At 75.5% G+C, this 21,899-nt stretch carries 14 protein-coding genes; 7 read left to right on the forward strand and 7 right to left on the reverse strand.

Annotation, left to right across the window (positions count from 1 at the left end; genetic code table 11):
- The first annotated feature begins 23 nt into the window (after positions 1-23).
- Entirely contained in the window at positions 24-2,648 is a 2,625-nt protein-coding gene (locus ABT093_RS17310) for an SdrD B-like domain-containing protein (RefSeq protein ID WP_350565017.1), read from the forward strand.
- A 97-nt stretch (positions 2,649-2,745) separates the two neighbouring features.
- Here the strand turns inward: ABT093_RS17310 and ABT093_RS17315 are convergent, their stop codons facing one another.
- Complete coding sequence (locus ABT093_RS17315; RefSeq protein WP_350565019.1) at positions 2,746-4,287, reverse strand: AfsR/SARP family transcriptional regulator; 1,542 nt, start codon at positions 4,285-4,287, stop codon at positions 2,746-2,748.
- 162 nt (positions 4,288-4,449) lie between these two features.
- Here ABT093_RS17315 and ABT093_RS17320 point away from each other — a divergent pair, with 162 nt between their 5' ends.
- Positions 4,450-5,127 (forward strand): RICIN domain-containing protein, encoded by a 678-nt coding sequence (locus tag ABT093_RS17320; RefSeq protein WP_350565020.1) that lies wholly within the window; start codon positions 4,450-4,452, stop codon positions 5,125-5,127.
- A gap of 311 nt (positions 5,128-5,438) precedes the next feature.
- A complete protein-coding gene (locus ABT093_RS17325) occupies positions 5,439-6,164 on the forward strand; it encodes a GPR1/FUN34/YaaH family transporter (RefSeq protein ID WP_350565021.1) in 726 nt (241 codons plus the stop codon).
- A 93-nt stretch (positions 6,165-6,257) separates the two neighbouring features.
- Here the strand turns inward: ABT093_RS17325 and ABT093_RS17330 are convergent, their stop codons facing one another.
- The 5 genes from ABT093_RS17330 to gnd all read right to left on the reverse strand — a co-directional run bounded on the left by ABT093_RS17330 (position 6,258) and on the right by gnd (position 15,517).
- A complete protein-coding gene (locus tag ABT093_RS17330) occupies positions 6,258-7,097 on the reverse strand; it encodes an alpha/beta fold hydrolase (protein WP_350565023.1) in 840 nt (279 codons plus the stop codon).
- Positions 7,098-7,299: 202 nt separating this feature from the next.
- Complete coding sequence (locus tag ABT093_RS17335) at positions 7,300-10,194, reverse strand: AfsR/SARP family transcriptional regulator (protein ID WP_350565025.1); 2,895 nt, start codon at positions 10,192-10,194, stop codon at positions 7,300-7,302.
- 95 nt (positions 10,195-10,289) lie between these two features.
- Positions 10,290-12,935, reverse strand: a complete 2,646-nt coding sequence (locus tag ABT093_RS17340) for a helix-turn-helix transcriptional regulator (RefSeq protein ID WP_350565027.1) — start codon at positions 12,933-12,935, stop codon at positions 10,290-10,292.
- A 99-nt stretch (positions 12,936-13,034) separates the two neighbouring features.
- Entirely contained in the window at positions 13,035-13,991 is a 957-nt protein-coding gene (locus ABT093_RS17345) for a helix-turn-helix domain-containing protein (protein WP_350565029.1), read from the reverse strand.
- A gap of 83 nt (positions 13,992-14,074) precedes the next feature.
- On the reverse strand, positions 14,075-15,517 hold the full coding sequence (gnd, locus tag ABT093_RS17350; protein ID WP_350565031.1) for an NADP-dependent phosphogluconate dehydrogenase: 1,443 nt from the start codon (positions 15,515-15,517) through the stop codon (positions 14,075-14,077).
- Between the two features lie 243 nt (positions 15,518-15,760).
- Here gnd and ABT093_RS17355 point away from each other — a divergent pair, with 243 nt between their 5' ends.
- Entirely contained in the window at positions 15,761-16,219 is a 459-nt protein-coding gene (locus ABT093_RS17355) for a universal stress protein (RefSeq protein ID WP_350565033.1), read from the forward strand.
- A 52-nt stretch (positions 16,220-16,271) separates the two neighbouring features.
- On the opposite strand, the gene ABT093_RS17360 is transcribed toward ABT093_RS17355, so the two are convergent.
- A complete protein-coding gene (locus ABT093_RS17360; protein WP_350565035.1) occupies positions 16,272-17,321 on the reverse strand; it encodes a lactonase family protein in 1,050 nt (349 codons plus the stop codon).
- A 268-nt stretch (positions 17,322-17,589) separates the two neighbouring features.
- Between ABT093_RS17360 and ABT093_RS17365 the strand changes: the two genes are divergently transcribed.
- The 3 genes from ABT093_RS17365 to ABT093_RS17375 all read left to right on the forward strand — a co-directional run bounded on the left by ABT093_RS17365 (position 17,590) and on the right by ABT093_RS17375 (position 21,899).
- On the forward strand, positions 17,590-18,639 hold the full coding sequence (locus tag ABT093_RS17365) for an NAD(P)-dependent alcohol dehydrogenase (RefSeq protein ID WP_350565036.1): 1,050 nt from the start codon (positions 17,590-17,592) through the stop codon (positions 18,637-18,639).
- A 66-nt stretch (positions 18,640-18,705) separates the two neighbouring features.
- Complete coding sequence (locus ABT093_RS17370; RefSeq protein WP_350565038.1) at positions 18,706-20,535, forward strand: glycoside hydrolase family 15 protein; 1,830 nt, start codon at positions 18,706-18,708, stop codon at positions 20,533-20,535.
- A complete protein-coding gene (locus ABT093_RS17375; RefSeq protein ID WP_350565040.1) occupies positions 20,532-21,899 on the forward strand; it encodes a glucose-6-phosphate dehydrogenase in 1,368 nt (455 codons plus the stop codon). Before ABT093_RS17370 ends, ABT093_RS17375 begins: the two co-directional genes overlap by 4 nt.

Consider the following 21,899-nt stretch of genomic DNA (forward strand, 5'->3'; position numbering starts at 1 on the left):
GGAGTCCGGTCCTGGAGCCGGGTATGGGCGGTGTCACGGTGACGCTGACCAATGACGACGGTGTCGGGGTCACCGGGGTGACGGCCGTCGACGGCACGGTCACCCTGGCGCCGGGCGCGGCCCGGTCGTCGAGCGGGATGTACCGCGTCCAGGTCGTGAACCCGAAGCCGGGGGTGCTCTTCCCGGCGTTCGCGTCGCGGCAGGGGCTCGACGGTGCGCCCGGCCGGCTGAGCAGCAACGAGGAGTTCGTCGACCTCGGCGGCGGAAAGAACGTGGCGTACACCACGGGGCTGTGGAATCCCGGCGACTACTGCCAGAAGAACGCGCCGCTGGTCACGGCCTGCCAGCCCCCGACGAACGAGCCGCGGGACGGTCGCACGCTGGTGACGTTCCCCTACGGGGCGCGCGGCGACAACACGGACACGACCGATGTGGCCACGAACGCCGAGACCGGCACCGTCTACGGCCTGGGGTGGAGCAAGCCCGGCAAGCGGCTGTTCAGTTCGGCGCTGGCCAAGCGGGACACGGCGTACGGCCCCGGCGGCGCCGGCGCGGTCTACGTCACCGACGTGGCGAACAGGACGACGTCGCTGTTCGCCACCGTCCCGGACGCCGGCGCGTCGGTGCACGGTGTCGGCGCCGCCGACGAGGCCTTCCGCTCCGCGGCGGGCAAGGAGAGCCTGGGCGCCCTGAAGGTCTCCGAGGACGGCCGCGACCTGTTCGTCGTCAACCTCAACAACCGCAGGCTGTACCGCTACGACGCCACCAGGCCGACCGCGTCGGCGCCGGAGGCCTCCTACGCGATTCCGGACCCGGGCTGCCCCTCGTCGGTGGACTGGCGTCCGTTCGGACTGGGGCTGCAGGACGGCGTCGGGTATCTCGGCGGTGTCTGCTCGGGCGAGTCGACCGGGAAGGCCGCGGACCTGCGAGCGGTCGTCCTGCCCTTCGACCCGGTGACGGGGGCCTTCGGCGAGGCGGTGCTGGACCAGCCCCTGGACTACCCGCGCGAGATCTCGGCCAAGGGCGGCCCCTGCCCCGGGGCCGGCTGGTTCCCGTGGACGGACACGATCCCCGCCCAGCAGAACGGCAAGGAGTGCACCGGCACCGGGTTCTACGCCAACCCCGAGCCGGAGCTGGCCGAGATCGCCTTCGAGACCGACGGCTCCATGCTGCTGGCGTTCCGCGACCGGCTCGCCGACAAGGCGACGGCGTTCCAGCGGACCGGGGACCCCTCGACGTACCACCGCTTCGCGTCCGGCGGTGACCTGAACAAGGCGTGCCTGTCCGGCGGCGTGTACGTGATGGACACCAACACCGGCTGCGGGACGACCGCGCGCGGGACCAGGTTCTTCAGCGTGGGCACCTTCCAGGGCTACCACCCGAACGCGGCCTACGCCGGCATGGCCCTGTCGAAGGTGGAGGACTCCATCGCGGTCTCGGCGGTGGACCCCACCGACGTCATGTGGACCATCGGCACGATGTTCACCGGCCGCGACGGGACCCGGGCCGTCGGCTCCGGCCTGGGCCTGAACTCCCCGGACTCCTCCAGCACCAGGCCCGGCTTCGGGAAGGGCGCCTCGATGGGCGACCTGGAGGTGCTCTGCGACCAGGCGCCGCTGCAGATCGGCAACCGGGTCTGGTACGACGCCGAGCGCAAGGGTGTCCAGAGCCCGGGCCAGCGTCCGGTCCCCGGCGCCACCGTCAACCTCTACGACGAGTCCGGCAAGCCGGTCGCCTCGACGAGGACGACAGCGCGCGGTGAGTACTACTTCGACGACTCGAACGTGCCCGGCGGTCTGAAGCCGAGGACCACGTACACGATCAGGATGGACAACCCGGCGGACTACGCGCCGGGCGGGCCGCTGTACCGGTGGGTGCCGACCGAGGCGGGCGTCGGCGACAACCGCTTCGTGGACTCCGAGGGCACCGTCCCGGAGGGCGCCCGCTACCCGGAACGGACGCTGACCACCGGCGGACCGGGCCAGAACGACCACACCTTCGACCTCGGCTTCCGCCGGCAGGAAGGCGTGGTGCGCGTGGTCAAACACGACCAGGACGGAAAGCCCCTGGCCGGGGCGGCGTTCGCGCTGTGGAAGGAGACGAACGGCGCCGACGGGCTGCAGACCTCGGGGCCGAAGCCCGACACCCGGGTCGGCGAGCCCTGTACGACCGGGGCCGACGGCGTCTGCGCGTCCACGGCCGAGCCGGGGACCTACCACTGGCAGGAGGTCGGCGCGCCCCAGGGCTACGCGGCGCCGGACGACCCGGTGTCGGGCCCGCTGGTGCTGAACGACGAGAACCTCGACGCCGGGGTCTCCGTGACCGTGGTCAACCGGTTGCTGCCCACTCCCACGCCGACTCCCACGCCGACGGCGTCGGTGACCCCGGTGGCACCCGTGACGCCGACGGCGCCGGGCACGCCGACGCCGACGCCGCCGGCGGTGACTCCGACGGCGCCGGTCGCACCGGCGGCAGCGGTGACACCGGTCGCACCGGTCGCACCGGGTGCGCCGAGCGCCGCGCCCGGGTCGCGGTTGGCGAGCACCGGCGTGGACCGGGTCGCACCGACGGCCGCCGCGGCGGCCGCGTTCACGGCCCTCGGCTGGGCGCTCGTGGAGCTCCGCAGGCGCAGGGCCCGGCGCCCGTAGCTCCGGGCACGGTGGCCGGCTCCCGGCCCCGCGTGTCCGCCCGGGCGGCGGGCACGGGGGCCGAGGCCGTTGGGCACGGGGGACGTGGGCCGGGCGCTCAGGGGGCGAGGAGGTGGTCGAACTCCGTCACCGGGGTGCCGTGGCGGGTTCTCGTGTGCTCCAGGACGGCTGCCTTCAGGACGTCGGTGTGGACGTCGGCGGCGGCGCGGGGGGAGGCGGTCCCGGGCGTGTGCTCGTAGTTCCAGACGACGGCGTCGAGGAAGACCGGTGCCGTGAACCGCCAGCCCCGGGCCAGGATCGCCTGGGAGATCGCGGGATAGGGCGTGTGGACCGGATCGCCGAGCCAGCTGAGGAGTTCGGGCCGGGGGACGCTGAAGTCCACGCCGGCCCTGTCCAGTGCCCGCAGGACGGCGGGGGCGAGCGGCGGCGCGTTGCGGTCCGGGTCCAGCCCGTTGAGCTCCTCCCACAGCCGCACCGCGTCCGCGACGGCCGCCCGGGCGTCGCGGGCCCTTCCCTCCCGGTCGAATGCCTCGGCGGCGGCGAAGAGTTCCCGTGCGCGTTCGACCGACGCCGCGGGCGGTCCGCCGCTGCCCTCCGGGCCGCACTCGTCCGGCCGGAGGACGCGCGCCGACACCATCGCCGCGGGCAGGACCACCGCGACCAGGACGGCCAGCAGGGCGCGCCGGTGGGACGTCCGCACCCGCGGCCGGCTCGACGGCGCGGGAGCGGCCGCGGCCGTGTCGACGGGCCCGGGCGGCACCTCGGGTGACGGCGGTGTCCCCGCCGGAACGGGAGGGGCGACGGCGGCGGCCGTGCGGTGGGCGAGCGCGGGAGGCGAGGCTTCTCGCGGCGGGTGCCGATCCCCGATCAGGACGCTCTGGTAGAGCGCCCGGAGCTCCTTGCCGGGGCCGACGCCCAGTTCCTCGGCCAGCCGTCGCCGGAAGGCGCCGTAGCGGTCCAGGGCCTCCGCACCCCGCCCGGCCGCGTGCAGCGCCTGGATCAGGACGCATTCCAGGGGTTCGGCCAGCGGGTACTCGGCGGTGAGATCGGGCACCGCGGAGATCACCGCGGTGGGACGGCCGAGCCGGAACTCCGCCTGCGCCCACCGCACCACCGCGTCCAGCCGCCGCTGGTGCCAGCTCGCCCGGACCTGCGCGGCCCATTCGCCCGAGAGGCCGGCCAGCGGCTCTCCCCGCCACAGGCCCAGAGCCTCGGCGAGCGTCGCGGCCCGGGCCTCGTCGCACGGTCTGTCGTCCCGCTGCCGGCAGGGTGACGACCGGCCGTCGACCTGCTCGACCCGCTCGACCAGCCGGCGGAACCGGTGAAGGTCCACCAGCTCGGGGTCGATGTCCAGCACGTAACCGGCGTGCCGGCGCTCGATCCGCGCCGCCGTCGCGTCCCCGGGGGCGGCCGTCTGTCTCAGCAGCCCCCGGATCCGGCTCAGGTGCGCGTACAGCACCGGCCGGGGGTTGGCGGGCGGGTCGTGGCCCCAGACCCGGTCCACGAGTGCCTCGATGGAGATGGGTCTTCGGGCGTCGACGACCAGCGCGGCCAGGACCACCTGCTGCCGCGGCGTCCCCACGTCGAGCGGCCGGCCCGCCGACCGCACCTCGATCTCGCCTAACAGCCGGAAGTCCACATGTACCCCCCATGTGATCAACAGCGCGCGCGAAACGTCCCCACCGCCCATGCTGGCTGGCCCGCAAGGTGCCCGCAAGGTTGGTGCACAGGCCGCGGGGCCAGGGTGGGGGACGTCGTCCGGGCCGACCGGCTCGGCCCACACCCCACGGAGGAGAACACCATGCGGACACCCCTCCCGCGACGGCCCGGCCGTCGCCCCCGCACGGCCACGGAGCCGGCCGCCCCGCCGGCGCCGGCCGGGCGCGCAACCTCTCGGCTCACCCCGGCGGCCGTCGTCGCGGCCCTGGCGTTCGCCGTCTTCGCGGCACTCGGCTCCACCCCCGCCCAGGCGGCGGAACCCACCCGCTACGAGCTCGTGAACGTCCGGACCGGGCTGCGCGCCGACGTCATGTGGGCCTCGGCCGATCCGCTCACCGGCGTCTTCCTGTGGCCGAACAACGCCAGCGCCTCCCAGGAGTACGAGCTGCTCGACAGCGGGAACGGGTACTTCCGGATCAAGGCCCGGCACTCCGGCCAGTGCCTCATGCTCGACTGGCGCGCGGGGACGTACTCGAACGGCACCGGCGTGCTCCAGCACCCGTACTGCGACGCCGGCTACGCACCGGCCGAATGGACCACCGCCTGGGTGGGGCACACCTGTTACTGCTTCCCCACGGTCATGGTCCTGAAGAACCAGGCCACCGGCAGGTGCCTGGACGCGGAGGCTCCGTCCGGCACGCCCGGCCAGCAGGCCCGCCTGCAGCAGTGGGACTGCATCACCACGGACGAGGCGTGGAACACGGCGAACCAGAACTGGAACCTCCTGCAGCTCAACAACCTCCCCACCCCTCCGCACTGAGCCCCACCGAACCCCACCGAGCCCCACTGACCGGCGCCCCGAGGTGAAACGGTCCTCCACGGACGGCCCCCACGCCGGCCGTGGAGGACCCGCGCCGTGACGGCCGGTGCGGACGACCGGGGCGCAGGGCGCGGGCGTGCGCTGTGGTGCCAGGGCGGGGGCGCGGGGGGCACAGGTGGGTGGCGGGGGCGGTCGTAGCGTCGGGGGAGCCGAGCACTCGGCACGGCGGGCGGGCCGCGGCGACGCTCCTCCGCTCCGCTTCGAGCAGTAGCAGTAGCAGTAGCAGTAGCAGTGAAGGAGAGAAGCGCGCGATGACCACAGCCTCACCCGACGCCGCCGCCGACGACGGGGTGGACGCCGTCGCGGGACGCCGTTTCGAGCCGGACCTCCGGTCGATCACCCGGATCAACCTGCGGCCCATGGCCTCGCCCATGCCGCTGGGCTTCTTCACGGTGGCGATCGCCTCCGTGATGACGGGGTGTCTGCAGCTCGGTGTCCTCGGTCCCGAGGCGCGCGGCGCCGTCGCCCTGTGCGTGCTGCCCGCCTTCGCCCTGCAGTTCCTGGTGAGCGTCCTGTGCTTCGGCGCCCGGGACGTGATCGCGGCGACGCTGATGGGCGTGTTCGCCGGCAGCTGGCTGGCCTACGCGCTGGTCATGGTCAGCGGTGTGCCCGACGGCCTGCGGGCGCTGGGCGTGTTCAACCTGGCGTTCCTCGGCTTCGGCGCGCTGATGGCCGCCGTCACCCGGCCCAAGCGCGCGCTGTGGTTCGTCCTGGTGGTCTCGCTGCCCCGCTGGGCGGCCACCGCGCTGTCGGGCCTCACCGGCGCCGAGTGGCTCACCCGCACCTCCGGGGCCCTCGGCCTGCTGGTGGCGCTCGTCGCGACGTACGCGGCCTTCGCCCTGCTGCTGGAGGACATGCGCAGCGAGGAGGTGCTGCCCATCGGCCGCAGCGGTCCGGCCCGGGCCGCCGTCGACGGTGACCTGTCCGTCCAGCTGCGCAACCTGGAGCGGCAGGCGGGCGTGCGCCGCACGCTCTGAACGCACGGGCCGCACCGGGCCCGCAGACCGGTGGGAGCGGATCGCGGAAGGTGGGGCCGCGCGATCCGCTCCCACCCGCACGGTCGGGGGCGCTCAGGAGAGGAAGGCGTCCACGACGGCGTTGAACGCCCCGGGGTTCTCCAGGAAGGGGAAGTGCGAGGAGGCGACGCTCGCCGGGAAGACGTGCAGTTCGGCGCCGGGGATCCGCTCGGCGATGAAGGCCTGTGAGGCGGGGTCGACGTGGCTGCCCTCGCAGCCGAGGACGAGGGTGGGGACGTCGACGCGGGGCAGGACGTCGCGCCAGTCCTGGGCGCAGTGGTCGAAGAGCAGCGGGACGCCCGCGTACGCCGGGGTGGCGCGGACCTGGTCGGTCACGAAGGCGAGCAGCTCCGGGTCGGTGTCGCCGTCGAACATCGAGCGCACGAAGCCGTCGAGGGCCTGCGCGCCGTCGGGGCCGGCCAGCGCGGCGCACAGCTCCAGCAGACCCGCCACGTCGAAGATGGCGCCGGACGCGCGCTGCTCCGCCTCCGCCGTCCAGGGCACCGCCGCCACCGCGGCCGGCTGGTCGACGACGACGAACCGGCGGATGCGGCCGGTGCCGTACCGGTCGGTGAAGCTCCACCACACGGAGGCGCCCATCGACCAGCCCAGCGCGTCGAACCTCTCCAGGCCGAGGTGGTCGACCAGTTCGAGGACGTCGTGGGCCAGCCGCGCGACGCGGTAGCCGTGACGGGGCTTGTCCGAGCGGCCGTGGCCCCGGAAGTCCACCGTGATCACGCGCCGGCCCGGGGCCAGCCCCTCGGCCTGGTGACGGAACATCTCCTGCGTCTGTCCCCAGCCGTGCAGCATGACCAGCGGGACGCCCTCGCCGCCGCTGTCCCGGTAGGCCAGGCGCACTCCGTCGTTGGTGGTCAGTTCGCGCGTCGTGCTCATGTGCGTCCGTTCATGGTGATCGGTTGTCTCCCGGCCGCACAGGTAACAAGCCGTCGATCCGGAAGGTCAAGCTTTCGATGAACGGGAACCGCCCCGGTGGATCCCGGGGAACGGCCCGGCTACCGGGCAGTAGGTGTGCGTCGTATCCGGCCGCTCCCCCCGAGGTGTGCACGGAGGGACAAATGGCGGGGTGGAGCGGCGGCTAGGGTCGGAGGTGTTCGGCGGCCGGGCGGTCCGGGTGACGGGAGGGCGCTCGGTCGGGGACGGCCGCCGCCTTGGCGCGGAGGGCCTCGGCGTCGGGGTGGCCGAGGGCGGTGAGCAGGTCGGCGGCGCGGTGCCAGGCGGCGCGGGCCTCGGCGTGCCGGCCGAGGGCGAGGTGACTGTCGGCCAGGTGGTCGAGGACCTCGGTCTGGTTGTACTCGTCGGCGGCGTCGCGGTAGCCGTCGAGGGCCTGCGCGTAGCACTCCAGGGCCCGGTGGTGGCGGCCCAGGTGGTGGTGGGCGTGGCCGATGCTGTCCCAGGTGGCCGCCTCGCCGCGGCGGTTGCCGTTGGTCCGGAGGATGGGCAGGGCCTGTTCGCAGTGCCGGATCGCCTCCTCGTGCTCGCCGAGCAGGGTGTGGTACCAGCCGACCGCGTTGAGTTCCCGGGCGACGTTGTTCTCGTTGTGGTCGTCGCTGCCGAGGGCGCGGTAGAGGGCGAGGGCCTGCTGGGCGTGCCGGAGGGCTTCGCGGTGGCGGCCCTGGCGGCCGCGGACCCAGCCGGTGCTGCGCTGGACGGCCGCTTGGAGCTTGTCCGGAAGGGTCGGCAACTCGTCCAGGAGCGTGAGGAGTTGGGCATCGGCCCGGGCGTGGTGGCCGCTCTGGGCGTAGACCCGGGCCAGGCCGAGGCGGCCCATGACGACCTCGTCGCGCGGGCCGAGACGGGCGGGTGCGCCGAGGGCGATGTGCAGGATCTCGATCTCGTCCCGCGCCCAGCCCTGCTGGGAGGTGTAGAGCCGGCAGGCGAAGGCGACGCTCCAGATCCGGCGCAACTGCTCCTCGCCGGCGACCGAGCGCAGCAGGGTGAGGATGGTGCGGTACTCGGCCGCGTACCAGGCCATGCCGGCCGCCCGGTCGTCGAAGGCGGGCACTACGGTGCCCGGCAGGGCCGGCTCCAGGGCGACGTGTTCGTGGCGGGTGGAGACCGCGTCGTTCGCGGCGGCCGCCGCGTGCGCGTAGTGGTCCAGCAGCCGGCCGAGGGCGGCGGGGCGGTCGTCGTCGGCTTCGGCGGCCAGGTCGGCGGCGTAGGCGCGCAGCAGGTCGTGCAGGGCGTAGCGGTCCCGGGCGTGCTCGGCGAGCATGTTGGCCTCGCACAGGTCCCGGGCCAGCGCGCGGACCCGGTCGGGGGAGAGGCCGGCGGCGCTGGCGGCCGAGGCGAGGGAGATCTCCGGGCCGGGGTGCAGGGCGAGGAGGCGGAAGAGCCGGGCGGCGTCCGGGGCCAGCGCCTGGTAGGACCAGGCGAAGACGGCGCGCAGGTCGGTGTCCGGGTCGTCGAGTCCGAGGGCGGCCAGCCGGTCGCCGCCCGGGGCGAGTTCGGCGGCGACGTCGGTCAGGGTCAGCCGGGGGCCGAGGGCCACCCGGGCGGCGGCGATCGACAGGGCGAGGGGCAGTCCGCCGCAGGCCGCCAGGACGGCCTCGACCGCCTCGGGCTCGGCGGCGAGCCGGTCCGGGCCGAGGCGGGTGGCCAGCAGTTCGCGGGCCTGCGCCGGGGACAGCCGGTCGACGGGGACGGCCAGGGCGCCGTCGCGGACGACGAGCGAGCTCATCCGGTTGCGGCTGGTCACCAGGGCCAGGCAGCCGGGGGAGCCGGGGAGCAGCCAGCGCACCTGGTCGGCGTCGCGGGCGTTGTCGAGCACCAGGAGGAGACGGCGCCCGGCGACCGCCGCACGGAAGCGGGCGGCGCGCAGGGGCAGGTCCTCGTGGGTGTTCTCGGTGGGCTCGCCCAGGGCGACCAGCAGCATGGTCAGCGCCTCGGCCGGATCCAGCGGCGGGCTGCCCGGGTCGAAGCCGCGCAGGTTGAGGTAGAGCCGCCCGTCGGGGAAGCGCTCGGCGACCCGGTGGGCCCAGTGCACGGCCAGGGCGGTCTTGCCGACCCCGCCCATCCCGGCCAGCGCGGTGATCACGACGGTCGCGGCCGGGTCGCCGAGCCGGTCCAGGGCGCTCGTCAGCACGTCCGTGATGTCCGGGCGTTCGGTGTAGCCGGCGACCGGCAGCGGGAGGTTGTCGGGGCCGGTGGTGGGCGGCGGCGCCGGTGCGGGCACGGCGGGTGCGGCCGGTGCGGCGGGCGCGGTGGTGTCCGGCTCGCGCAGCGCCTCCTGGTGGGCGGCCCGGAGGACGGCGGACGGGCCGACGCCCAGCTCCCCGGCGAGTCGGCGGCGGACCGCGTCGAACACGGACAGGGCCTCGGCCCGCCGCCCGAGCGAGGTCAGCGCGCAGATCACCGCGGCGTGCAGCGGCTCGTCGAAGGGGGCGTTCCGGGCGACCTCGCGCACGGCGGCCAGCAGGGACGCGGCGTCCCCGGCGGCGGTGGCGGCGGTCATCGCCTCCGTCGCCGCGGTGATCCTGGCCCGCTCCACGGCCGCGAAGTGCGGCCGGGCCAGTGCGGCCGGGTCCAGCCCGGCCAGCAGGGGCCGCCGGAGGAGTTCCGCGAGCTCGCGCCGGGCGGCGGGCGCGTCCGGGCCGCCGGCGCGGACGCGCGCCGACAGGTCGCCGAGGAGCGCGAGGTCGTTCCCGGCGGCGGCCGAGGTGTCGAGGCGGTAGCCGGACGGGCCGGAGAACAGCCAGCGGCCGCCCGCTCGTGCGGGCAGGTCGGGCTCCAGGAGGCGGCGCAGGTTGCCGATGTGGCGGTGCAGCTGGTTCACGGCGGTGGACGGCGGGTCCTCGCCCCAGACGAGGTCGACCAGCTCGGACGTGCCCAGCGTGCGGCCCCGGGCCACCAGCAGCGCCGCGAGGACGGTGTGCCGGTGCGGCGGACCCACCTCCAGCGGCGTGCCGTCGCGCTGGACCAGTAGCTCGCCGAAGACCTGGAAGCGCACTCCCGTCTGCCCCTGCCCGTTCACCGGAACAAGGTAACCCCCAGGTCAGAGCGGTACCAAAGCCGGTCGGGGGTGACGGCGGGCACGGGCCGGGCGGCCCGGGGGTACGGCGGGCGGCGTCAGGCGGCGGTGACGAGGAGGGCGGCGAGCTGGGTGCGCGAGGTCACGTTGAGCTTGGGGAACACCCGGTGCAGGTGCCAGCCGACGGTGCGCGGGGAGAGCAGCAGCCGTTCGCCGATCTCCCGGTTGGTCAGGCCGGCGGCGGCCAGCTGGGCGATCGTCAGCTCCTGGGCGGAGAGCTGTTCGGCGAGCGGGCCGCCCGGCCGGCCCTGGTCGACCCCGGTGGCGCGCAGTTCGCGGCCGGTGATCTCCCGCCAGGCGGTGGCGCCCAGCACCTCGAAGGCGTGGCCGGCCTCGCGCAGCAGCGGCCGGGCCCGGCTCGGACGGCGGGTGCGGCGCAGCCACATGCCGTACGCGAGCTCGACCCGGGCGCGCGGCCACGGCCACGACCGGGGGGTGATCCGCAGGGCGTGCTCGAAGTGCCGCTCGGCGTCGGGGCCCTCGGCGAGCAGCGCCCTGGCCTGGGCGAGGTTGACGGCGGCGGAGAGCGGGAGCCCGTGGCCGTCGCCGTAGTCCGCGATCAGCCGTCGCGCCTCCTCGGCCCGGCCGGCCCGCACGGCGGCCTCGGCGAGATGGTAGAGGGTGCGGCGCTGGATGCTGAGGTGGTGGGACGGGGAGCCGGCCTCGAAGAGGGGACGCAGGGTCTGGTACGCGCTGCCGGGATCGTCCGATTCGAGGAGGGCGACGCTGCGGGCGAGGCGCAGGACGGCCAGCACCGCGCCGACCCGGCGGCCGGCGGCGATCCGTTCGACGGCGGCGATGTCCTCGGCCGAGCCGGTCAGGTCGCCGCGGTAGGCGCGCAGCAGCGCGCGGGTGGCGCGGGAGCGGATCGACCAGAGCACCTGGCCGCCGGCCTCGGCGAGGGCGAGGGCCTCCTCGTTCGCGGCCTGGGCGACGTCCCAGTCCCCGACGATGAGGGCCGCCTGCGCGTGCTGCGCCTGGACCTGGGTGAGCAGGCCGGTGCGGCCGTCGGCCCGCAGCAGCCGGGCGGCGCGGGCGAGCAGGTCCCCGGCCAGGCCGGGTTCGCCCGCGGTCAGGGCGGCGGCGCCGAGCAGCCTGAGCCGGTCGGCGTCGGCGGGAACGCCCGGACCGTCGCCGCTCAGCGCGGTGATCCGGGCCCGGGCCGTGTTCGGCGCGACCACCGCCTGGACGAGGAGCCGGCGCGGATCGTCATCGAGGTCCGGGAGTTCGGCGAGGCAGTCGGTCACCGCCCGGTGGGCGTGCGGCTCGGGGTCGGCCCAGACGGCCGCCTCGGTGGCGCCGACCAGCACCTCCAGCGCGGCCTCGCGGAAGCCGGCCCGGGCCAGCCGGGACACCAGCCGGCAGCGCTCGCCCAGGGACCGCGCACCGCGCTCGGGCCGGGCGGTGAACCGGGTCCGCGTGGTGTCGGCGAGGGCCCGCTGCTCCTCGTCGAGGCCGAGCCGGTCGGCGCGGTCGAGCAGGTGCTCGGCGAGTTCGGGCCGGTCGAGTTCGAAGGCGGTGTTGGCGGCGCGCACCAGGCGGCGGGCCCGGTCGGCCGGGGCCGGGGAGAGCCGGGCGGCGAGCTCCAGCCGGCGCAGCGCCTCGACGGGCTCGCGGCGGCGCAGCGCCTCCGCGGCGGAGGCTTCGAGGGGGTCGGCCACCTGTTCGTCCGGGGCGACGCTGCCCTGGGCGGCGTGCCAGGCGGACCGGTACGGGTCGGTCGCGGCCCGGGCGAGGACGGCGTGCGCGGCGAGCAGCGCGGGGGCGGTCGCGTGCTGCTGCACGGCGGCGCGGGTGAGGACCGACCGGAAGCGGATCCGTCCGTCGACGAGCCGCAGCAGTCCGCGCTCGACGGCCGGGCCGAAGGTCTCGACGCCGATCGCGTGCCCGGTCAGCGCCCGCGCGGGCGCCAGGACGTCGGCGACCTGCTCACCGAGCTGGACGGCGGCGAGCAGGACGGCGGTGGCGGTGCCGGGCGGGAGGTCGGCCAGGCCCGGGGCGAGGGAGCGGCCCAGTCGTTCGGTCAGCGGCGGGAAGCGGTGCAGCAACTCGTCGCCCGGCTCCCCGGCGTCGCGCCAGGACAACGGCAGTTCCCGCAGGGCGAGCGGGCTGCCGGCCGCGTCCCGGACGATCCGCCGGCGCAGGGCGTCGTCGTGGACGCCCGCCTGCCGGAGCCGGCGGTCGGCGTGGGCCTCGTCGACGGGGGACAGCACCAGCTCGGTGACACCGTCCACCGCCGGCCCGCCGATCAGCAGGGCGGCGCGTGCGGCGGGCAGCTCGCGGGCGAGGGCGGCCAGGGCCTGCCGGGACGGCCCGTCGAGGAACCGCGCGTCGTCGACGCTCAGCAGGACCGGCTGCGGGCTGTCGCCGAGCAGCCGGAACAGCTCGGTGGCGGTGGCGGAAGTGATGAGGGTGGCCGAGGTGACCGGGCGCAGGGCCCGGAGGAGGCGGTCGCGCAGCGCCCGCGCCACCGCGCCCGGGGTGTCCGCGTCGGCGGCGAGCGCGGTGGTCCCGATCACCAGGAACCCGCGCCGCCGGGCCGAGACCGCCGCCTCGTGCAGGACCGTGCTGACCCCGGAGCCCGGTGCGCCGGTGACGGCCAGGGCCACCCCCGTCGTCCGGGCCGACTCCAGAAGCCCGTCGACGGCGTCCCGTACCCGCTTCTCGTCGGCTGCTGTCCTCACGGCCACCTCCTGTTTCGCTTCCCGGGAAGCGTAAGGGAGGGCCAGTGACTTCTGACTGACCGTCGGGAGGAGCGGGCGGCCGGACGCCCTCCGGCCGGCTCAGGCGGCCTCCGCGATCCCCGCCCGGGTGACCCTCCACTCGCGCGGGCTGACCCCGTGCGCGGCGCGGAAGACCCGGCTGAAGTGGGCCGGGCTGACGAACCCCCACCGCTGGGCGACCGAGGACACCGTCACCGCGGGCCGCCGTGCGAGCTCCCGCGCGCACATCTCCAGCCGGCGGCGCTGGATCCAGCGGGCCACGGTGGTCTCCTCGCTCTGGAAGAGCTTGTGCAGGTACCGCACCGACACGTGGTTCGCGGCCGCGATCCGTTCGGGGGAGAGCTCCGGGTCGCCGAGGTGCCGGATCGCGTAGTCCTTGATCCGCGCGATCATCGCCAGGGTGGCCTCCGGCGGGGCCGGGCGCAGGCTGCCGCTGCGCTCCCGGACGAGTACGGCGAGCAGGTCGACGGCGGTCTCGGCGAGCCGGCCGCCGGTGTACGGGTCGAGATCGGCGGCTCCGCCGGCCAGCTTGCGCAGGTACGAGGCGACCAGCCCGGTGGTGCCGGCCCCGATGCTGAACGGGGTGGCGACGGCGGCCCGGAGCTCGTCGTCGTGGACGGGCAGGGCGGCGCGCGGCAGATGGAACGTGGTCAGGTCGAAGGGCTCCGGCAGCACCTTGGTGAAGAGGCGGCTGGAGTCGGACAGGGTGAACTCGCCGGGCCCGACCACGACCTCCTTGCCGTCCTGGACGAGCTTGCCGCGGCCCCGGTGGTGCATGGCGACGGTGATCCACCCCTCACCGCCGGCCGCGACGGCCCGCCGGTTGCGCAGGTTCACCTGCGGTCCGGCCGTCGCCCGGGTGATCTGGAGGACACCCAGCCGGTCGCTGCTGAGGACGCCGGCACGGGGTTCCGCTTCGAGGAGCCTGGTCTCCAGCGGGATGAACGTCCGCGCGACGGCGTCGTGCCAGAACTCCGCACGCTCGGCGGGCGAGAGCGGTTCGGTGGAGTACATCATGGGCACCAGCCTCACCCGCCCGGCCGTGCCGCCGCTTCTGCCAAATGACCGGTGGATCGCCGGTCACCCCGTCACCCCGCCGGTCAGCTGTCGGTGCGGGTCTCGGGGCGGCCGGGCTCGGCCCAGTGGGTGTGGAAGCCGCCCTCGCGGTCGGTGCGGTGGTAGGTGTGGGCGCCGAAGAAGTCGCGCTGCCCCTGGATCAGGGCGGCGGGCAGGTGCGGGCTGCGCAGCGTGTCGAAGTACGCGAGCGCGGCGGAGATGGCCGGCACCGGGATTCCGCGGAGGGCGGCGGTGGCGACGACCGAGCGCCAGGACGGCAGGGCCTCGGCGATCTCGGCGGCGAACCGCTCCTCGGCCAGCAGGCTGACCAGCCCGGGGTCGGCGGCGTGGGCGGCGCGGATGCGGTCGAGGAAGGCCGCCCGGATGATGCAGCCGCCGCGCCAGATCTTCGCCACCCCGCCGAGGTCGATGTCCCAGCCGTACTCGGCGGCGGCGTCGCGGATCATGGTCCAGCCCTGGTCGTAGGCGATGATCTTCGAGGCGTACAGGGCCAGCTCGATGTCCAGGACGCCGTGCCCGAGCTCGTGCGGGATCACCTCCGGGCTCTCCGCGGTCAGCGGCCGGTAGACGGCGCGCAGTTCGGCCCGGGAGGAGGCGACCCGGGCGAAGGTGGCCTGGGCGATGGCGGTGACCGGGGAGCCGAGGTCGAGGGCGGTCTGCACGGTCCAGCGTCCGGTGCCCTTCTGCTCGGCGGCGTCCCGGACGACGTCGACGAAGGGCCGGCCGGTGGCGGCGTCGGTGTGGGCGAGGACCTCGGCGGTGATCCCGATGAGGTAGGAGTCCAGCCGCCCCCGGTTCCACTGCCGGAAGATCTCGGCGATCTCGGCGGGGGCGTACCCGCCGACCTCCCGCAGCAGGTGGTAGGCCTCGGCGATGAGCTGCATGTCGGCGTACTCGATGCCGTTGTGCACCATCTTCACGAAGTGACCGGCCCCGTCGGTGCCGATGTGGGTGCAGCACGGCTCGCCGTCGACCTGGGCGCTGATCCGCTCCAGCATGGGGCCGAGGACGGCGTAGGACTCGGCCGAGCCGCCGGGCATGATCGACGGGCCGTGCAGCGCGCCCTCCTCGCCGCCGGAGACGCCGGTCCCGACGAAGTGCAGGCCGCGCTCGCGCAGGGCCCGCTCGCGGCGGCGGGTGTCCGCGAAGTGCGCGTTGCCGCCGTCGATGATCATGTCGCCGGGCTCCAGCAGCGGGGCGAACTCCTCGATCACCTCGTCGGTGGGCCGGCCGGCCTTCACCATGACCAGCAGCCGGCGCGGGCGCTCCAGCGCGGCCACGAACTCCTGCGGGGAGCGCGCCGGGACGAACGCGCCCTCGTGGCCGAACTCCTCGATCAGGGCGTCGGTCCGCGCCGGGGTGCGGTTGTGCACCGCGACCGTATAGCCGTTGCGGGCGAGGTTGCGCGCCAGGTTGCGGCCCATCACCGCGAGTCCCGTGACGCCGATCTGTGCGGACGCCTCCATGGCCGGTGCCTCCTGCCTGCCTGGTCCTGCCTGGTCCTGCCTGGTCGTGCCGGGGCTGGCGGGTGCCGTGCCCCGGACATCGGCTCCAGGATCGCCGCCGGGGCCGGGCGGTCGCGCGGCGGACGGACCCGTTCGGGCGCGACGGCGCTCCCCGGCCGGGTCCGCCGGGCCGCGCGGGCGCGGTGGCCGGCGGGAGGGTGGGGGTGGAAGGTGGGCGTGGGGGCGTCGAGGCGAGGAGGAGGCATGGCGGAGCAGGGCGAGGAGACCGGCCGGATCGTGGTCGGCGTGGACGGCTCGGAGCCGTCGAAGCAGGCGCTGCGCTGGGCGGTGCGGCAGGTGGAGCTCACCGGCGGCGTGGTGGAGGCGGTGATCGCCTGGGAGTACCCGACGTTCCACGGCGCGCGCGGCTGGTTCCCGCCGGACAGCACCGACGAGGCGGAGCTGGAGGGCAAGGCCCGCCGGGAGGCCGCCAGGGCCGTGGAGCAGGCGGTCGGACCCCGGCCGCCGGTGGAGGTGCGGGTCGAGGCGCGCTACGGCTCCCCGTCCGGCGCGCTGATCGAGGCCTCCCGGGGGGCGTCCCTGCTGGTGGTCGGCAGCCGGGGGCTCGGCGGCTTCGCCGGGATGCTGCTGGGCTCGGTGGCCCAGCACTGCACCCGGCACGCCACCTGCCCGGTCCTGGTGTTCCGTGACGGCGGGCCGTGACGGCGGGCCGTGACGGCGGACGGACGGTGACGGAGAGCGATGGGCGGAACGCTCAGCCGAACAGGACGGTGGACGCCGCCGGAACGGGCAGCGAGCCCGCCCGCCGGGGCAGGCCGCTCTCGCCGTCCAGCTCGAACCAGGTGACGTCCCCCGAGCGCTCGTTGGCCGCGTAGAGGCGGCTGCCCGACGGGTCCAGCACCAGGTCGCGCGGCCACGCGCCGCCGCACGGCACCGAGCCCACCGGCCGCAGCCCCTCGCCGCCCGCGTCCAGCGCGAACACCGCGATGGTGTCGGTGCCGCGCACCGCCACCCACAGGTGCCGGCCGTCGTGCGAGACCACCGGGGCCGACGGCAGGACCGGGACCTCGGGGCCGTCGGGGAACAGCGGCACCTCGCCCACCGGCTCCAGCACCCCGGCCGCGGCGTCCCAGCGGCAGACGGTCACCGTCGGACGCAGTTCGCCGAGCACGTACGCGTGGCGCCCGGAGGGGTGGAAGGCCAGGTGCCGAGGGCCGGTGCCGGGCGGCAGCGCCGTCTCGTGCCGCGGCGTCAGCTCCCCCGTCGCCGGGTCCAGGGCGCAGATCCGCACCGCGTCGGTGCCGAGGTCGACGCCGAGCACCCAGCGGCCGGACGGGTCGGGCAGCACCTGGTGGGCGTGCGGGGCCTGCTGGCGCTCGCGGTGCGGCCCGCTGCCCTCGTTCGGCAGCACGCCGCTCGGGGCCTGCGGGACGCCGTCGGCGGCGAGCGGCAGCACGGTGACGCTGCCGGAGCCGTAGTTGGCGGTCAGCAGGTGGCCCTGGGCGAGGGCCAGGTAGGTGGGCTCGTCCCCGTGCACCGGGACGGGCGCGCCGAGCGGACGGGGCAGCGGTCCGGCGAGGCCGTAGGCGGCGACCGCCCCCGGCAGCGTCTCCGAGACGGAGTACAGCACCGGGCCGCCCTCCGCGTGCCCGAGGGCGAGGTAGGACGGGTTGGGGACGGCGTCGACGGTGCCGGTCTCGGTCAGTGCCCCCGTGCGCGGGTCCACCGCCGCCACCACGATCCCGCGCCCGCCCGCCGAGGTGAACGAGCCGATGAAGGCCCGCCCCGCGCCCTTGTCCTCCACAGCACCCTCCGTCGTTCCTCGTCCGCCGCACAGCGCTTCGTCGAAGCGCCTCGACGCTAGCAGGCCGCCCCGCCGCGCCGGGAGACGCGGGAGACGGCCGCGGCGGGACGGCCCGCCGGATTCACCGGAACGCGGCGCTTTCACCGGAACGCACCGCCGGCCCGGCGGCCGGGTCGCGCGGCGGCACGGTAGCGGCGACGGTGGGAGGCGGTGGGACCGGCGGCCGGGCGGCCGCCCGACGGCCCGCCCCAGCAGGAGGGACGGAGAAGTGAAGGCCTTCGTGATGAAGGAGATCGGACGGGTGGGGTTCCTGGAGAAGCCCATGCCGCAGCTCGGCCCGGGCGACGCCCTGGTGCGCACCACCCGGGCGCTGATCTGCACCTCCGACTCGCACACCGTCAGGGGCGGCATCGGCCCCCGCACCGACCTCACCCTCGGCCACGAGGCGGTCGGCGTGGTGGAGGCCGTCGGCGGCGAGGTGAAGGACTTCCGGCCCGGCGACCGCGTGCTGGCCGGCGCCATCACGCCCGACTGGGGCGACCTGGCCTCGCAGAACGGCTACCCCTCGCAGTCCGGCGCCCCGCTCGGCGGCTTCAAGTTCGCGAACCTCAAGGACGGCGTCTTCGCCGAGTTCTTCCACGTCAACGAGGCCGACGCCAACCTCGCGCGGATCCCGGACGACATCCCCGACGAGGCCGCCGTCTACTGCGCCGACATGATCTCCACCGGGTTCATGGGCGCCGAGCACGGCAACATCCCGATGGGCGGCACCGTCGCCGTCCTGGCGCAGGGCCCGGTCGGCCTGATGGTGACCGCCGGGGCCAGGCTGCGCGGCGCCGGCCTGGTCATCGGCGTCGAGTCGGTGCCCAGCCGGCAGAAGCTCGCCCGGATGTACGGCGCGGACGAGATCGTGGACTTCACCAAGGAGGACGTCGTCGAGCGCGTCCTCGAACTGACCGGCGGCCAGGGCGTGGACACCGCGGTCGAGGCCCTCGGCGCGGACGCCACCTTCCGGACCGCCGTCAAGATCACCAAGCCCGGCGGCACCATCTCCAACACCGGCTACTTCGGCGAGGGCGAGACCGTCGGCATCCCGCGCGTCGAATGGGGCGTCGGCATGGCCGACAAGACCATCGCCAGCGGGCTGTGCCCCGGCGGCAGGCTGCGGATGGAGCGGCTGCTGCGGATCCTGGAGACCAAGCGCCTGGACCCCACGCACCTGACGACCCACGAGTTCCGCTTCGACGACATGGAACGGGCCTTCGAGGTCGCGGACAAGAAGCTGGAGGACGCGGTCAAGGTGCTCATCGCCTTCTGACCGCCCCGCGCGGACGGCCCGTCCGCGCTCCCTCCCCTCCTCCCGGCGCTGCGGAAGCGAGACGGCATGCACGACCCCGATCCCCCCTTCCGGCCGGTCCGCCGGCGGCAGGGCTACCTGCCGCTGGAGGACCTCGGCCTCATCGGCGACGGCACCACCGCCGCCCTGGTCGGCCTGGACGGCTCCGTCCCGTGGCTCTGCCTGCCCCGGTTCGATGCCGAACCCCTGTTCTGCGCCCTGCTGGACCACGCCCGGGGCGGGCACTTCACCGTCACACCGGAGGACCTCGTCGAGGCGCGGCAGCGCTACGAGCCGGACACCGGCGTCCTGGTCACCGAACTGCGCTCGCGCACCGGCCTGGTGCGCCTCACCGACGCGCTGGCCCTGCGTTCGGGCGCCGATCTCACCGACAACGCCCCCGCCGACCGCGCCGAACTCGTGCGCTCCGCCGTGGTGCTGGACGGCCACGTCCGCCTGCGGACGGAACTGGAGCCGCGCGGCGGCGCCCGGGCCAGGGCGCTGTTCAGCGGACTGGAGGTGCGCCCGACCCGGCGCCCGGGCCTGCGGCTCCACCTGCGCTCCAACCGCCCCCTCGACGGCCTGCACAGCACCCACGACCTGCGCCGCGGTGACCGGCTCGACCTGGTGCTCTCCTGGGGCCGCTTCCACCGCCACCACCGGGTCGACACCGACGCCATGCTGACCGGCACCGCCGACGCCTGGCGCCGCTGGATGCGCCACTTCGACTACGCCGGCCCCCAGGAGGCGCTGGTCCGGCGCGCCGCGATCACCCTGAAGCTGTGCGACGACTGGGCCAACGGCTCGCTGGTCGCCGCGCCCACCTCCTCGCTGCCCGCGCCGATCGGCGGCATCCGCAACTGGGACTACCGCTACGCCTGGATCCGCGACGCCGCGTTCGCCGTCTTCGCGCTGCGCCGGATCGGCTTCCGCGGCGAGGCCGACGCCTTCCTCGGCTGGGTGCTCGACGCCTTCGAGGACAGCGGGCACCCGCGCATCATGTACGACCTGCGCGGCGGCCCGGTGCCGGACGAGGTCGAGGACGGCGAACTGGAGGGCTACCAGCGCTCCGCCCCCGTCCGCTGGGGCAACGGCGCCGCCGACCAGCGCCAGCACGACGTCTACGGCGAGATCCTGGACTGCGCCGACCAGTGGCTGCGCGCCGGCGGCGAGATCCAGCCCGCCCTGTGGGCCGGCCTGGCCGGCCTCGCCGACGCCGCCGAGCAGGCCTGGCGCCAGCCGGACCAGGGCATCTGGGAGGTGCGCAGCGAGGGCCGGGTGTTCACCTACTCGGCCGGGCTCTGCCAGGTCGCCCTGGACCGCGCCGCCCAGATCGGCGACCGGCTCGGCCTGCCGATCCGCACCGCCCGCTGGCGCGCCTCCGCCGACCACCTGCGCGCGCTGATCCTGGAGCAGTCCTGGGACGAGGACGCCAGGACCCTCAGCGCCCACCTGGACGGCGGCGGCGTGCTGGACGCCAGCCTGCTCGCGCTCCCGCTGCGCCACGTGGTGCCGATCGACCACCCGCGGATGGTGGCCACCGCCACCGCCGTCGCCGAGCGGCTGTCGGCCGGCGGCGGGCTGCTCCACCGCTACCTGCACGAGGAGTCCCCGGACGGTCTGGCCGGCGACGAGGGCGCGTTCGTGCTGTGCAGCTTCTGGCTGGTCGACAACCTCATCGGCCAGGGCCGGACGGAGGAGGCCGAGGAGCTGTACGCCTCGCTGTGCTCGCGGGCGAGCCCGCTGGGGCTGATGTCGGAGCAGATCAACCCGTCCACAGGAGAGTTCATGGGCAACTTCCCCCAGGCGTTCAGCCACATCGGGATCGCCGCCAGCGGCGTGAACCTGGCCCGCGCGCGGGCGGGGGCGCGGCGATGATCGAGCGGCTCGCCGTCTTCGGCGCGACCGGCGACCTGACCGCGCGCTTCCTGCTGCCGGCGCTGGCGGCGCTGCGGGCGGGCGGGCACCTCGGCGAGCGGCTGAGCCTGACCGGGGCGAGCCGGGAGGACTGGTCCACCGAGCGGTACCGGGAGTGGGTCGCCGCCCAGCTCGACCGCCACGGCGAGGACTGCCCGGCCGGCGCCAAGGCGGAGGTCGCCGCCTCGGCCCGCTACCTGCGGGCCGACGTCACCAGCCCCGGGGACGTCGCCCCGGTCGTCGCCGGGGACGGGCCGGTCGCCGTCTACCTCGCGCTGCCCCCGGCGCTGTTCCCCGCCGCGGTCACCGCCCTGCACCGGGCCGGCCTGCCGCCCGGCAGCCGGATCGTGCTGGAGAAGCCCTTCGGCGAGGACCTCGCCGGCGCCGAGGAGCTGAACCGGCTGCTGGCCGAACTCGTGCCGGAGCGGGCGGTGTTCCGGGTCGACCACTTCCTCGCCATGACGACCGTCCAGAACGTGCTCGGCAGCCGGCTGGCCAACCGCGTGCTGGAGCCGATCTGGAACAGCACCCACATCGCCGAGATCGACATCGTCTGGGACGAGACCCTCGCCCTGGAGGGCCGGGCCGGCTACTACGACCACGTCGGTGCGCTCAAGGACATGATCCAGAACCACCTGCTGCAACTGCTCTGCCTGGTGGCCATGGAACCGCCGATCACCCTCGGCGAGCGCGACCTGCGCGACCGCAAGGTGGACGTCCTGCGCTCCGTGCGGCCGCTGACCGGGAACGACGTGCTGCACCGCACCCGCCGCGCCCGCTACCTGCCGGGGAGGATCGGCGACCGCGCCGTCCCCGCGTACGTGGACGAGGAGGGCGTCGACCCCGGGCGCCGCACCGAGACCTTCGCCGAGGTGGAACTCGAACTGAACAGCTGGCGCTGGGCCGGCACCAGGTTCCGGCTGCGCAGCGGCAAGGCGCTCGGCACCGACCGCAAGGAGGTCGCGGTGCGCTTCCGCCCGGTGCCCCACCTGCCGTTCGGCCAGGGCGGCGAGGCCGCGCCCAATGTGCTCCGCTTCGCGCTGGAACCCGAGGGGCTGGCCCTCGACCTGACCGGCATCGGCACCCGGGCCCAGGAGCTCGCCCCGCTGTCGCTGACCGCGCGGATGGACCCGCCGGAGCTGCCCGCCTACGGCCGGCTCCTGCTGGACGTCCTGACCGGCGACCCGGCGCTGTCCATCCGCGGCGACGAGGCCGAGGAGGCGTGGCGGGTCCTCGAACCGGTGCTGTCCGCCTGGGAGCGGGACCTGGTGCCGCTGGAGGAGTACGCGGCCGGCTCGCAGGGGCCGGCCCCGCGGTTCCCGTAG

This window comes from Kitasatospora sp. NPDC002551, assembly GCF_040296005.1.
Lineage (GTDB): Bacteria > Actinomycetota > Actinomycetes > Streptomycetales > Streptomycetaceae > Kitasatospora.

Excerpts from the sequence above, each read along its gene's own strand:
- gnd (WP_350565031.1), bottom strand. The coding sequence starts at position 15,517 with ATGGAGGCGTCCGCACAGATCGGCGTCACGGGACTCGCGGTGATGGGC.
- ABT093_RS17355 (WP_350565033.1), top strand. The coding sequence starts at position 15,761 with ATGGCGGAGCAGGGCGAGGAGACCGGCCGGATCGTGGTCGGCGTGGAC.
- ABT093_RS17320 (WP_350565020.1), top strand. The coding sequence starts at position 4,450 with ATGCGGACACCCCTCCCGCGACGGCCCGGCCGTCGCCCCCGCACGGCC.
- ABT093_RS17370 (WP_350565038.1), top strand. The coding sequence starts at position 18,706 with ATGCACGACCCCGATCCCCCCTTCCGGCCGGTCCGCCGGCGGCAGGGC.
- ABT093_RS17310 (WP_350565017.1), top strand. The coding sequence starts at position 24 with ATGGGCGGTGTCACGGTGACGCTGACCAATGACGACGGTGTCGGGGTC.
- ABT093_RS17325 (WP_350565021.1), top strand. The coding sequence starts at position 5,439 with ATGACCACAGCCTCACCCGACGCCGCCGCCGACGACGGGGTGGACGCC.
- ABT093_RS17345 (WP_350565029.1), bottom strand. The coding sequence starts at position 13,991 with ATGATGTACTCCACCGAACCGCTCTCGCCCGCCGAGCGTGCGGAGTTC.
- ABT093_RS17330 (WP_350565023.1), bottom strand. The coding sequence starts at position 7,097 with ATGAGCACGACGCGCGAACTGACCACCAACGACGGAGTGCGCCTGGCC.
- ABT093_RS17375 (WP_350565040.1), top strand. The coding sequence starts at position 20,532 with ATGATCGAGCGGCTCGCCGTCTTCGGCGCGACCGGCGACCTGACCGCG.